We start from the raw sequence: 12,507 nt of genomic DNA, 5'->3' as shown, positions 1-12,507 counted from the left end.
AGAGCAACCAGTTTTGCTTGGCGACCATAGCGAGATGGAACCACCCGATCCCTTACCGAACTCGGAAGTGAAACGTCTTAGCGCCAATGGTAGTGTGGGGATTCCCCATGCGAGAGTAGGTCATCGCCAAGCACCTAATAAGATAACCCCTTGCACAGAGTGCAAGGGGTTTTTTTATATCGGTATGTTATGACCGAATCGAGCATGTGCGACAACAGCGCGCAGCGCGTTGAACGCCGGAGCGTGTGACGGCGGCCCCGAAGCACGCAGTGCTGAGAGGGTGAAGGCGAAGCCTGAATAAAGTAGGTCATCGCCAAGCTTCAAATAAGAGACAGCCCCGATCATTAGTTTGGTCGGGGCTTTTTCGTTTTGGTGTTTTGTTTGCCAGCACAAGAGTTAACTGTCAGCCGGTGCTTCAATCATCACCACGATTTTTCCTTTCATGCTGTTATACTGGCCGGACACTATGTTCTTGTCGCTTGATAGGCGTCTAGCTGTTTACTTTGTTGGGATTATCAATGTCTGAAACAACACTTTATATTTTGATCGCACTAAACTTACTGATTGTTATTGGTCTGGTTAGCTATATTGTGCGTCTGTTACAACAACAGAAACAAAAGCGTCTCGAGACTGAACGTAAACTACAGAGCATAGCGGCTGATGTGAGTAAGCATCGTTTGCATTTAATTGAGAGTTTGCAGGTGATTAGTCGCGCCATTCTTAACGAAGAAATTCCGTTAACTGAGGCGAGTATTCGCTGTAAAGTGTTGCTTGATAACTTAGATCCGCAGTTGGCTCAGTCAGAGGCGTACATCGTTTTTAACGAGGTTTTTGAACAGAGCAAGCATATCCCCCGCCTAGCTGCGTGGAAGCAACTGAAAGGCCCTGAGAAGCTCGAGTTTATCGCCCATATGGAAACACTGGAATCAGACTATAATGATCAGGTTGTCACTGCCGCTAGGTCTTTATTAGCTGAGGACTTCAATCGTTATCATTGAGGTGCCGATGGAATTTGTCGTCGTTTTTTTAGTTTGCCTTTTTGTTCTGATGTTGTTGGTCGTTGGGCTGCTTTTTGGCCGTGCTCCAACTTACCGGCCTGAGCGAGAATATGTGTTAGGGTTACTGCAGGGGGTTGAAGACCGATCAACGAACGAACAAGCTTGGAGTCTGTTTGTGCATACTCCCGTGACTCATGATCTTGATTTAGAAGTATTCCGCCTACGTTGTTATCAGTTTGATCAGGGCGAGGTGGTGGGTGTTAAGGCAAGGCAGGGTCTAAATGGTTATCTGTATGATGCTAAAGGGCGTTCTTATATTAAGCAGGTAGCGGAGGAGTTTGATCTTTTTATTCGTAATGCACCCTTGTCTGTTGATTTTTAGTCAAGGTATTGTTGGTGTGTTATAAGGCGTTCTAGGCGCCATAATACCTGCCACACATCACGTATCTTACCCGCCTTCGCGGCTTCATTTAGTTCAATGCTGCAGTTTTCAAGTTCTGGCAGTTCGCACAGCCCTGCCAACCCTGTTAGCTGATGGCTGTGATCTCGTATCCCCTTAATATTCTTTTGGCTAAATGCCTGCCTTAAACGACTCACTTGCGTAGTAAGCTCCTCATGAAGGTCTGATTTACTTAACTGGTATCGTGCTAAGTTGATATCGCTTGAGGGTGAGGCGGGGGGCTCCAGCGCTAGTGTGGCTGTGGAGGCTTTTTTGTGACAAAGGGTTGTCAGTAACTTGATCAGTCTCGTGTCATTAATGGGCTTATATTCAATTTGGCTAATGCCTGCTTGTCGTAATGCCTGTTCTTCGCTGGCGATAACATCGGCGGTTAAAGCGATAATCGGGATCTCTGGGAAGTCTTTTCGTACCTCTTGGGTTGCTTCAATGCCATCCATAATCGGCATATGTACATCCATGATAACGATATCTGGCTCTACCTCATGAATACGTTTGATGGCGTGCGCGCCATTGCTAGCTTCAAACACGGTGGCGCCGGCGGATTCAATAATTTTTCTTAACAACAACCGGTTAAAATCATTATCTTCGGCAATTAAAGCGGTTTTGTCGGCTAAGGGGGACGACGTATTGTGTAAAGGCAGTAATTCATGGTTATCCATTGGGGTATATCCCAGCCATTTTCTCAGCATTTCGCGGTGTAAAGGTTTGCTGTTAATCGTTAAATGAGGCTGTTTTCCAAGGTGAGCGAATTCATCCAGATTGCCTGTTAATGCGGGCATTAACAGCAGTATATTGCCTTTGAATGAGGCAAATATGGTCGTTATTTTAAGCTTCTGTTGCTTCGCAATATCGGGGTTGGCACTTAGACCAAAAATGAGTGCTGATGAATCCCTTTGTGTGTTTGAAATGGCCTTTTCTAACTCTTGAAGTGTTGCACAAGCATGTACTTTTGATACCAGGGGTTGAGTGATATAGCTTAGTGATTCAAGACTTTCTGGATGGCGATCAAAAATAATCACGTCACTTTGATTTGGGTAGGCGATCTGTTGTGGCTGCTCAGCAGACGCTTTTTTAACGATAAAGTTACAACAGATTTCAGTGCCTCGTGCAGGCTTACTGCTGAGCGTGACATTTCCGTGCATCAACTCAACGAGCTTCTGCACAATGACTAACCCTAGGCCACTTCCACCGAATCGGCGGGTGATGGAGGAGTCTGCCTGAGCAAATGCATTAAAGAGTCCTTTTTGTTGCTCATCGGTGATGCCTATACCGGTATCTTTAACGCAGAAGCGAATCTTTTTCTCTATCGAGTTTTCATTTTCCACTTGCAGCAAGACAAGCACCTGACCTGAATCGGTGAATTTAATCGCATTGCTAATCAGGTTGGTGGCTATTTGGCGTAGCCTTGTCGGGTCGCCTAATACGTCTGAATAGGCCGCCTCATCGACTTGATAGGCTAACTCCAAACCTTTAGCAGCAGCACTCTGTGACTGCATTTCTAATGCTTCAAAAACGACCTGTTCCGGATTGAAGGTTATCTGTTCCAGTTTAATGGCGTCAGACTGTAGCTTTGCGAAATCCAGTATGTCATCGATAATGGATAGCAACATGGTCGAAGTTTGATTGATGATTCGACAATGTTCCTGTTGTTCAAAATTGAGATCGGTTTGTCTCAACATATTGGTAAAACCAAGGATGGATGTTAGCGGGGTGCGCAACTCATGGCTCATCTGGGCGAGGAAGTTATCCTTGGCTTTATTTGCTTGATCGGCATGCTGTCTCGCTTGTTGTAGTTCAGCGTTTTGCTCCGTCAACTCTTGCATCGTATGACGTAGTTGAGCTGTCGCTTGCTCAATTTCACTTTCGAGCTTTTGCTTCGAACTTTGAACCTGTTCCGCGAGTAGATTAATACCTTTTTCTAGCGACCCTAGTTCAGCGTAGGATTGTGTTTCTACTCGAGCGTCGAGTTCTCCAGTTTCAAGTTTTTTAACAAGAGATGTTAGGTTGATGATGGGTTTTGTTAGGGTTTCTGCAAAGCGGGCGGCAATAATAAAAGTGCCAATAAGGCCTCCCAGTAAAATCAGCAGGCTATTAGTGACGATCTGATTTTCTCGACGATGCATCGGTGTGGTCGACATTGCCACAGAGACCCAGCCTAATAGCTCCCGTTCGATCTGGCGGGATTTCGTTTCGGGAGAGTCGCCAATGATAATGCCTTGGGTGGTGACAGGCATGGTAAACAGCCAAATATCGGTACCTAAATATTGGCTTGGCTGTAGTTTGCGCTCGAGGTTGAGTTCGAAAGTGTTAGATCGGTAGAGTATGTTTCCAGATAGGTCGGTAAAAATCACATCTGCGACATCGGCTTCTTGTATCGGTCCTTGACTGAGGGCTGCTAATTGATGGGTTAAACCTGAGACTAGACCGAACTCTGAAGCTTGGGCAAGCAGTCGTGACATGGTTTCACCTCGCTCAATCAGGGCTGATTTGTTGTCATCAACCCGGGTCGAAACAAAGTAACCGGCTAATATTAACGTCATTATCACCAATGGAATAAGGGTAATGAATAATACTTGCTGGCGAATACCATAGCGGTTGTTCTTTGTGTCCGTCACAGTAACTCATCCTCGATAATCGCTTGCTGGAGAGCATCTGCGGTTTTTATTGGCAGTCCGAGCTGTTTTGCAACCCGCGGATTAGTAATAATCGTAAAATAGGGGCTATGAGCGGGAGGGGGGACGGTGCCTTCAACGATTAGGTGCAATTGCTCAGCGGTGTATCGTCCGATATCTTCCGGCGTGGTTATACAGGCGGCGACCGCACCCGCTTTGACATAATTTTGTGAGAATGCCAAGAGCGGCACTTTGTTTCTTAGCGACATATATAATAGCCACTTAGCGGTGGTTCTGTTTAGCGTACTTTGGTCTGGGATAACCATAAACAGATCGGTGCTTTCCATAATGGGCTGAATACGTTGAATCGGGTTGCTCTCAAGCGTCAGAGTCTGATACTTGAGCGTTATATTTATCTTGGCGGCAGCGGTTTCTAATTGCGGAAGTAGATATTGGGAGTCTGGGCCAAGTGTGAACCCCAGCTTTTTTATCCCGGGCATAATATGAGTGGCCAGTCTTAATTGCCGCTCTAGAGGTTGATCAAGGTATATAGCGCTGCTGCGCACCCTTTTCTGCGTAAGCTGTGCCGCATATGTTTCTGAAAGTGCTTGATATCGTTGGCTGGGGATAAAGGTGCTAAGGATAATGCTATCTGGCGCAGCAAACTGCATGGCAAATTCAGTGGCTTTACTGCCGATAGCGATCAGCAGACGATAAGAGCGTAGGTGTTCTTCAGTGTTATCCGTCAGGTTGTCCGGGTATGACGTATCCATACGGATAGCCGGACCTTGGCTGATAATTGATGCGGCCACATTTTGATATGCGGGGCTATCAGAACTTAATAGTAGCAATGCGTCAGACGCTTTTACAGGAGTGCAGACGAGAAAAAATGCTATCAGTAAACAGAGTGTCTGACAGTGGTGTTTAATCTTAGTGACTACTTCCCATGTAGCTTTTAGCATATTCCGTTCAAGCAGAAGTTTAAAAGCTTAGCTGAGCTTGTAGGTAGGCTCGTTGTTCAAACATGTTTGCAGCATAAAACTCTGAATAGTGTTTATCCAGTAAGTTCTGCACTATCAGGGCAATACTTAGATCACTTTCGGGTGAAAGCTTAAAGGCCTTGGCTATTTTAAGGTCTGTGCGGTGATAGCTTGGATTGGGTGGGCTGGTATCGCTAACGGCTTCTTGCCAACGAACCGCGCTTAGATAATAGTGACTTAAGCTAAGTTGCAGCCTGCTAGGTAAGGTGATGCTGGCGAGTGCCGAAGCGGTATGCATGGGGTTACGAGTTTCCAAGCGATCGATAATGTCGGTAGGACTGCCATTTTGATTGCCATCGTTGCGATAGCCGTTGCTGTCGATATAGCCATAATTTAAAACAAGTAACGGTTTGAGTTTGGCATCAGACTGATATTTGTATTGTAACTCTATGCCGCGGTTGCTCCACTGTGCGCGATTCATATAGGCGCGATACACATCATCCAAAGGCGCTGATGCTTGCATCGTCGAATCGAGAAGTTGGTAACTCGGTGTTATACCGTCCTCTATGTTTTCATAAAAGATACGGGTATCCAATTGTGAGTGCTGTTCAGGCCAACTAATCATTAAGCCGAGGTCTATCGAATCAAGTTTTTCCGGTGAAAGGTCTTCATTGGCTAAAAATTCATAGTCATAGACCTCGCCAAACACACTGGAATAGGGCGCGGGAATATAGATAACCCGTTCAAAATTGGCTTCTAGCAGAGAAGGCATTCGGTAAGCTCGGCTTACAGATGTTCTTATCGAGCTGTGTTCTGATAACTGATAATTAGCCGCTACACGAGGAGATATGCGGGTAGCACTGTTGCTGATATGCTCGAGCAAAGCACCGGTATTGAGGGTCCAGTCGTTAAACCCTGAATATTCCCAGTTAGTAAATAAGCGTGCGCTTTCCTCTTTTACCCATTCATCGGTATTCAGTAATTGACGGTTTTGGGCACTGCCGGCTCGGTAAGCGATACCGGATATCAGCTGAGAGTTGAACGTGGGTTGCTGTTTTAGTGTGATTTCTAGGTCATGCTGCTCAACGTTACCTGTTTCCGTTGTGACTAATGCCGGCGGGTTGGTATCTATCAGCGCTTGAGCAACAATTAAGGGTTGTCGTATTAACTTTGAAACCTCTGCAGCGGTTAGCTGCCGGGCATCAAAATTATTGACAGAATGGGCATAACTCACTTTGAGTTCAGCGGAACCATTGAGAATGTGAGACCAGTTGATTTGTTGAAAATTTGTTTCAAATTCCCTGCGGTGGAAGTCCCAGTTAGGTTTTGCACTGATGTCCCCAACCGAGCTGTAGCCTTCTGTATAGCCCAAATCAAGAGTAATGGTATCGAGTAATGTTGGTGAGATAGTGCCTTCAAAGCTAATATAACGCTTCAGGTAGGGGTCCTGCGCATCATTGGCAAAGGTATTGCCATCATTACCTAAGATGCCGGTTGAAACACGGTAATGTCCATTGGCGGTTTTTTGATTATGTTCCGCCTGAATGTTACGGGTATTGAATTCGCCATGGGTGTACTGGATAAAATCTGACTGATCACTGAGCGGCGTGTGAGTGATAATATTGATTGCGCCAAGGAAGGCATTAGAGCCTTGGGTTACGGTGTTGGTGCCTCTTATAACTTCAATGCGTTCAATATCAGCGATGGTAATAGGGAGTGTGTCCCAAACGACCGTGGAAAATAATGGGATATAGATCGATCGCCCATCAATCATCACTTCCATACGTGAAGGAAACTTATTACTCATGCCATGATAAGCCGCGGCAGAGGTATTAGTGCCAGTATGATAGGACTGCATACCCGGTACGAGTCTAAATAGCTCTGAAATGCTGGTCGCACTAGAGGCGTTGATCATTCGGCGGTCAATGATCGTCACGGATGCTGGCGCTTTACTTAGGGCTTGAAGCAGTCGTGTCGCGGAAAAAGTGACAGGTAGGTCGGCCAAGTAATCCACTTCTGATAACACATCGAGTTCTGAACTGAGTGCGGGAATAGGGCATAACAGTGTTGTGACAAACAGACCGTGAAGGGTTCTGCGAAAATCAAGAAATAGCATGGCCGTGGTTTTACCTATGGGTAGGTTAGATAAAATCCGTGTATCAACCTAGATAACAAAAAAACCCTTTCAGTACGGTATTGGATAATGCAACGATAAGTTCGATTATCCAAAACATATGCAGGACTTCGTTATGTTTACTTGCCCTGTAAACATACACCCGGCATTTATCAGGGAGAGTAATGCCGTTAAATATACCGGATATCGACATCTCGGTCGATTCGCATTTAGACGCAAATGTTATTTTTTGATCGCTTTGAGAACCACAAATTTTTTATTACTCGCGATGGTTTCGCAAGAGCCAAAGAGTTTTTTAAGTTTAATATGATAATTCAGATGACGGTTACCGATAACCCAGAGTTCGCCGCCCTGCTTCAACGCAGTTTTAGATTCGTTAAACATCTGCCAGGCAATAAAATCACCGATCGCATTTTGCTGATGAAATGGCGGATTATTTAATATCAGATCACAACTGGCAGGGGAGATGCCGTTTAAACAGTCGGTGACCGAGTATTCAGCAGTACGATCCGGGAATGCATTTTTAAAGTTAGCCTTGGCGGAGGCGACCGCCATATAAGATTCATCAACAAAACTAATCGTTGCGTTTGGGTTAGCGGTTGCCGCCATCAGCCCGACAATACCATTGCCACAGCCTAGATCGACAATTCGTTGATAGCGCTGATCGACGGGTAGGTGTTCGATCAGGAAGCGGGTGCCAATATCGAGCCTTTCTCGAGAAAAAACATTAGCGTGATTGAGAATCTGATAGGGGGTGTTTTCTAATGGGTATGATTTGGGGTAGTTGTTTTCAGGTGGTGTGAGTGCTGGGTTAAACGTACTAAAAATAAGCCGGGCTTTTTTTCGCGCCAGTGATGTTGTGGTCTGGCCAATAATGGTGTCAAACAGTTGTAGTGTTGAGCGATGAATCGCCTTAACCATCCCCGCGGCGATGATTATCGTATTTTCATCCACATAGGGCCTAATCCGATGTAACTGATCTTCCAACTGAGCGAGGCTTTTGGTGATCTTTAATAGCACAATATTATAGGGCTTATCGGAAGTACCATAATCCATCAACGAATGATGAAATAGCACCGCATCGGGATTCTGTTGATTTAACTTAAGGTTATTGCGCATCCCTTGTTGGGCAATAAATGAATCACTAACCGAGAGAGTCTGATAATCGGCGAGGGCACAGGCGAGAGCACCAAAGCTATCGTTCAATAACAAAACTCGGCTATCAATCGTGAGCAACTGCTGGTCGAACAGATAATTGAGTAGGTATTCATCGGCCGCATCCCAGGCGCGCAGAGTTTCCTGCTGACGTACTGGATAGCGTGACAGTGAAAAGGTGCCTTGGGGAACGACAAGGGTTTCCATTGTAATCCTGTATGTTGAGGGTTCGAGTTATTGCTGGCCGATTATAAAGAATTAACGCCGTGTGGCCAGAAAAACACCGGCACTGATCATAATCGCGCCAGCGGATTGATTAAGTCGTTTAGTGGCTTTGGCGGATTGTAAGCGCTTGCTAGCCCAGTGAGCACCGTAGGCAATGAGCATCAAGCCCAGCATAAGCGCGATAAGCGTGAGCCCCGCCGCTAGCAAAATATCGTTGCCGTTAAGACGACTAAGATCCATAAATGTCGGGAGAAAGGCGATATAAAATAGAATGACTTTAGGGTTGGATGCTGAAATCAAAAAGCCTTGTATAAATTCCAATGACGAGCGGCGCGTTGTCGGTGCTGATGTGGCCAGTGTGGGTTGGCTGGTAAACAGCTTAATGCCCAACCAGATAAGGTAAGCAGCACCGACCCAGCGTATTAGCGTGAAGAGTTCTCCCCAATGTTCAGCAATAGTCGCGAGGCCTAAGCAAGCGAGGGTCAGGTAAATAATATCGCTGACCACCATACCGAATGCCAACATAAAACATCGACGACTACCTTCCACCATGGCTTTCGCCAGAATGGCAAAAACGCCGGGACCTGGAGTGATACCAAAAATAAAAATAGCGATAAAAAAAGTCGCGGCGCTTTCGAAAGACATCATTGTCTCACAGGAAAAGGGAGTGAAGCCGCAGTTTACCTGCTGTGCTGGTTGGAGGCTATATGGTTAACGTTTACACGGGCTTATTGGCAGGTAAGGCATGCTTGTTAGCTGTCCTGTGACGCTGAGGATAATCGAACCGACTATCGGTCTACCGGGTTATTTAAGCGATGTTTATCAAATAAACTGCATTTTTTAGGGCTATTGTGCGAAAATGGCCGCCCAAAATTTTACCAATTGCTGCAGGAATGAAAATGTTCAGGAATCTAGTGCGTGGATTGTTACTGATGTTGCTGGCGGGTGCGGTGAATGCCGCTCCGGTGTTTGTTTTTACGGCTATCCCCGATCAGGATGAAACCCAGCTGAAGCAACGCTTTCAGAAAGTGGCAGACTATTTACAAGCGGAGCTGCAAACCGAGGTGCGTTTTGTCCCGGTTAAGTCCTATGCGGCAACGATTACAGCATTCCGCAATAATCAGGTGCAGCTAGCTTGGTTCGGTGGTTTGTCCGGTGTAAAAGCACGGGAATTAGTGCCCGGTTCCATCGCCCTAGCGCAGGGTATTGAAGATCCTGAGTTTAAATCATTCTTTATTGCCAACACGAGTACTGGGCTCAAGCCTGCTGATAGCTTACCGGAGTCGGTGCGTGACCTGACCTTTACCTTTGGTTCTAAAGGGTCGACCTCTGGTCGGTTGATGCCTGAATATTATCTGCGTGAGCAGTTTAAAGAGAGCCCTGATGAAGTGTTTAGCCGAGTCGGTTATAGCGGTAATCATTCGCGCACGATTGCGTTGGTTGAATCGGGAGCTTATCAGTTGGGTGCGTTGAACTACAAAGTTTGGGAAGCGGCGGTTGCTGACGGTAAAGTTGATACTTCTAAAGTAAGCGTCATCTGGGAAACGCCAACCTATCCTGATTACCAGTGGACGTTGCGTGGCGATATGGATGCGATTTATGGCGAAGGCTTCTCAGAGCGTGTGCAACAAGCTCTATTGAAAATGACCGATCCCGAGCTACTTAGCAGTTTCCCACGTTCAGGCTTTATCCCTGCCTCGAATGATGATTTTGAGCCTGTTCGCATTGTCGCTAAGCAGGTCGGCTTGCTGGATTAATCACAATGTCTGCACTGACGATCCAGAGTGATTCTCTGGGGTATGGTGGTCAAACGGTGCTGGGGCCTGTCAGTCTAGAAATTCGGACTGGCGAGCATCTGATTCTGTTGGGTAAAAGTGGCTGTGGTAAGTCGACACTGCTTAATCATATCTATAGTGAAAACCGTGCCGAATGTGCCCTGATTCCTCAGGGGCTAGGCTTGGTCGGCAGTTTAAGCGTATTCCATAATATCTACATGGGCCGCTTATCGCGTCATAGTGCGTTGCATAATCTGCGTAACCTAGTGATGCCGTCTAAGGCGCGGGTGACTGAAATAGCACCACTGCTCGAACGGTTAGGGTTGAGTGATAAATGTTTTGCTGCTGTGGCCGATCTATCCGGTGGTCAGCAGCAGCGGGTCGCCGTCGCACGGGCCCTATATCAAGGGGCTGATGTGTTGTTGGCGGATGAGCCTGTGTCAGCGCTTGATGGCCCGGAAGCGGATCGGGTAATGTCCTTATTGAATCAGCATTTCAATACGGCGGTGATTACGTTGCATGATGTTGAGCGGGCGCTGCGCTATGGTCAGCGAATTATTGCGATTCAGGATGGTGCCTTGGTGCTAGACGAACCTGCGGCACGCCTCTCGATCAGTGCATTGAATGCGTTCTACTAAATCCATGGTGAACTCAAACTATCATTGGCCTCGGGGCGTGCGTATCGGTCTGTGGTTTATCCTGCTGGCGTTGTTGTGCATCCCTTTTGCCGATATGGACATCTCTAGTCTTGATCCTTGGACTGATTTGGGACGCTTGCTGCAGGGCTTTATTTCGCCGCAGATGATGGCTTTTGATATTGTCATAGAGGCGTTATTGGCGACTTTGGCGTTCGCCTTTGGTGGCGTGTCGTTGGCGGTTGTTTGTGGCTTTATACTGGCTTTGGCTTTCCATCACCCATTAATGCGCGGTCTCTGCGCATTGATGCGCTCGGTGCATGAGCTATTCTGGGCACTGATTTTCTTACAGTTTTTTGGTCTTCATCCGTTAACGGGTTTACTGGCGATCGCCGTGCCATATTCGGGTATTTTTGCCCGCATGTTTGCTGAAATTCTTGATCAGGTAGCAAAGCAACCGGAACAGGCTCTTCCTGCACGCACTGGCTATTTAAGTGCGCTACTGTATACCCGGTTACCCCTAGCTTGGCCGCATCTGGTGAGTTATACCTCTTATCGTCTTGAATGCGGTATTCGCAGTAGCGCAATCTTGGGTTTTGTTGGCTTACCTACGCTGGGTTATTATCTTGAGTCATCGTTTTCTCAGGGGTATTACCCCGAAGTTGCGGCGTTATTGATACTGTTTTACCTGCTAGTGGCAACGAAAAAACTTTGGCTGCGACGTTGGACACTGCCTGTCTTTATTGTTGGTTCTCCCTTTTTTATGGGAGAGGGGATGCCAATTATCTGGGGCAATGTTTGGCGTTTCTTTTCTGAGGATATTGTCCCGGCTCCGCTACGCGCCAGTGATCCAAGCTGGGCGTCATTGTCTGATTGGGGCAGCAATATTTTATTACAACAGGCGTTACCGGGCATCTGGAATACGTTAGTGCTGTCTCAGATGGCGCTCGCGGTGACCGGTATCGTTGCCCTCTGTTTGTTTCCGCTGATCAGTCGTCACTGCTTTAGTGCTACCGGGCGGTTACCGGGCCATATTTTACTGGTAATCGCACGGTCTACCCCTGAATATCTATTGGCTTATATTTTATTACAGTTACTCGGGCCTTCGATGCTGCCGGCGGTTATCGCGTTGGCGATCCATAATGGCGCGTTGATCGGTTACCTAACTGGACGTAATAGTAATGAGATTAAGTTGAGGCATGATGCTCCCGATAGGCGGCTAGATCGCTATTGTTATGAACTGCTACCCCGTACCTATCCGGCTTTCTTGTCGTTTATGCTATATCGCTGGGAAGTGATTATGCGTGAAACGGCGATTCTGGGTATTCTCGGTATTCAGACTATCGGTTTTTTTGTTGATAGCGCGATTCAGGAGATCCGTTTTGATGTGGCTCTGTTGCTGATTCTGATCGCGGCGATGATGAATATCATGGTGGATATGATCGCCCGTCGGATTCAGCAAAAAGTGTCGAACTAACTAGCTTTCTCCCGTGCAGCTTACCGTTATTAGCGGCTTTAAATTGTTATTTTTCT

General features: G+C 46.7%; 10 protein-coding genes and 1 rRNA gene. 6 read left to right on the top strand and 5 right to left on the bottom strand.

The genetic code is table 11. The annotated features are described in order from the left end of the window. The first annotated feature begins 16 nt into the window (after positions 1 to 16). The 3 genes from rrf to ACN0T0_RS19170 all read left to right on the top strand — a co-directional run bounded on the left by rrf (position 17) and on the right by ACN0T0_RS19170 (position 1,380). Positions 17 to 132 (top strand): 5S ribosomal RNA (rrf, locus tag ACN0T0_RS19180). A 386-nt stretch (positions 133 to 518) separates the two neighbouring features. Next, positions 519 to 998 carry a DUF2489 domain-containing protein gene (locus ACN0T0_RS19175; RefSeq protein ID WP_417228348.1) on the top strand — a complete coding sequence of 160 codons (480 nt, stop codon included), beginning with the start codon at positions 519 to 521 and terminating at the stop codon, positions 996 to 998. A gap of 7 nt (positions 999 to 1,005) precedes the next feature. Beyond that, positions 1,006 to 1,380, top strand: coding sequence for a hypothetical protein (locus ACN0T0_RS19170; protein WP_417228347.1), 375 nt, complete (start codon positions 1,006 to 1,008; stop codon positions 1,378 to 1,380). On the opposite strand, the gene ACN0T0_RS19165 is transcribed toward ACN0T0_RS19170, so the two are convergent. From ACN0T0_RS19165 to ACN0T0_RS19145, 5 genes are all read right to left on the bottom strand, one after another. Further along, entirely contained in the window at positions 1,377 to 4,073 is a 2,697-nt protein-coding gene (locus ACN0T0_RS19165; RefSeq protein WP_417228346.1) for an ATP-binding protein, read from the bottom strand. The two genes, ACN0T0_RS19170 and ACN0T0_RS19165, sit on opposite strands and share 4 nt — an antisense overlap. Beyond that, complete coding sequence (locus ACN0T0_RS19160) at positions 4,070 to 4,843, bottom strand: ABC transporter substrate-binding protein (RefSeq protein WP_417228345.1); 774 nt, start codon at positions 4,841 to 4,843, stop codon at positions 4,070 to 4,072. Before ACN0T0_RS19160 ends, ACN0T0_RS19165 begins: the two co-directional genes overlap by 4 nt. Before the next feature lie 208 nt (positions 4,844 to 5,051). Continuing rightward, a complete protein-coding gene (locus ACN0T0_RS19155) occupies positions 5,052 to 7,166 on the bottom strand; it encodes a TonB-dependent receptor plug domain-containing protein (protein ID WP_417228344.1) in 2,115 nt (704 codons plus the stop codon). 240 nt (positions 7,167 to 7,406) lie between these two features. Beyond that, the gene (locus tag ACN0T0_RS19150; protein ID WP_417228343.1) at positions 7,407 to 8,546 is read right to left on the bottom strand and encodes a methyltransferase; all 1,140 of its coding nucleotides are present in this window, start codon (positions 8,544 to 8,546) and stop codon (positions 7,407 to 7,409) included. A 51-nt stretch (positions 8,547 to 8,597) separates the two neighbouring features. After that, positions 8,598 to 9,209, bottom strand: coding sequence for a LysE family translocator (locus tag ACN0T0_RS19145; RefSeq protein ID WP_417228342.1), 612 nt, complete (start codon positions 9,207 to 9,209; stop codon positions 8,598 to 8,600). A gap of 254 nt (positions 9,210 to 9,463) precedes the next feature. On the opposite strand from ACN0T0_RS19145, the gene ACN0T0_RS19140 reads away from it, so the two are divergent. The 3 genes from ACN0T0_RS19140 to ACN0T0_RS19130 are packed head-to-tail and all read left to right on the top strand — an operon-like array spanning position 9,464 to position 12,451. After that, positions 9,464 to 10,321, top strand: a complete 858-nt coding sequence (locus ACN0T0_RS19140; RefSeq protein ID WP_417228341.1) for a putative selenate ABC transporter substrate-binding protein — start codon at positions 9,464 to 9,466, stop codon at positions 10,319 to 10,321. A 5-nt stretch (positions 10,322 to 10,326) separates the two neighbouring features. After that, positions 10,327 to 10,977, top strand: a complete 651-nt coding sequence (locus tag ACN0T0_RS19135) for an ATP-binding cassette domain-containing protein (protein ID WP_417228340.1) — start codon at positions 10,327 to 10,329, stop codon at positions 10,975 to 10,977. Further along, complete coding sequence (locus tag ACN0T0_RS19130; protein WP_417228339.1) at positions 10,964 to 12,451, top strand: PhnE/PtxC family ABC transporter permease; 1,488 nt, start codon at positions 10,964 to 10,966, stop codon at positions 12,449 to 12,451. Before ACN0T0_RS19135 ends, ACN0T0_RS19130 begins: the two co-directional genes overlap by 14 nt. Positions 12,452 to 12,507 lie beyond the last annotated feature (56 nt).

Origin of the sequence: Amphritea sp. (genome assembly GCF_048266285.1) — a bacterium.
In the GTDB taxonomy this organism is placed as follows: domain Bacteria; phylum Pseudomonadota; class Gammaproteobacteria; order Pseudomonadales; family Balneatricaceae; genus Amphritea.
This window is presented reverse-complemented; position numbering and strand designations above follow the sequence as displayed.

Coding starts and splice junctions, on each gene's coding strand:
- ACN0T0_RS19175 (WP_417228348.1), top strand. CDS start 519: ATGTCTGAAACAACACTTTATATTTTGATCGCACTAAACTTACTGATT.
- ACN0T0_RS19170 (WP_417228347.1), top strand. CDS start 1,006: ATGGAATTTGTCGTCGTTTTTTTAGTTTGCCTTTTTGTTCTGATGTTG.
- ACN0T0_RS19160 (WP_417228345.1), bottom strand. CDS start 4,843: ATGGATACGTCATACCCGGACAACCTGACGGATAACACTGAAGAACAC.
- ACN0T0_RS19155 (WP_417228344.1), bottom strand. CDS start 7,166: ATGCTATTTCTTGATTTTCGCAGAACCCTTCACGGTCTGTTTGTCACA.
- ACN0T0_RS19150 (WP_417228343.1), bottom strand. CDS start 8,546: ATGGAAACCCTTGTCGTTCCCCAAGGCACCTTTTCACTGTCACGCTAT.
- ACN0T0_RS19145 (WP_417228342.1), bottom strand. CDS start 9,209: ATGTCTTTCGAAAGCGCCGCGACTTTTTTTATCGCTATTTTTATTTTT.
- ACN0T0_RS19140 (WP_417228341.1), top strand. CDS start 9,464: ATGTTCAGGAATCTAGTGCGTGGATTGTTACTGATGTTGCTGGCGGGT.
- ACN0T0_RS19135 (WP_417228340.1), top strand. CDS start 10,327: ATGTCTGCACTGACGATCCAGAGTGATTCTCTGGGGTATGGTGGTCAA.
- ACN0T0_RS19130 (WP_417228339.1), top strand. CDS start 10,964: ATGCGTTCTACTAAATCCATGGTGAACTCAAACTATCATTGGCCTCGG.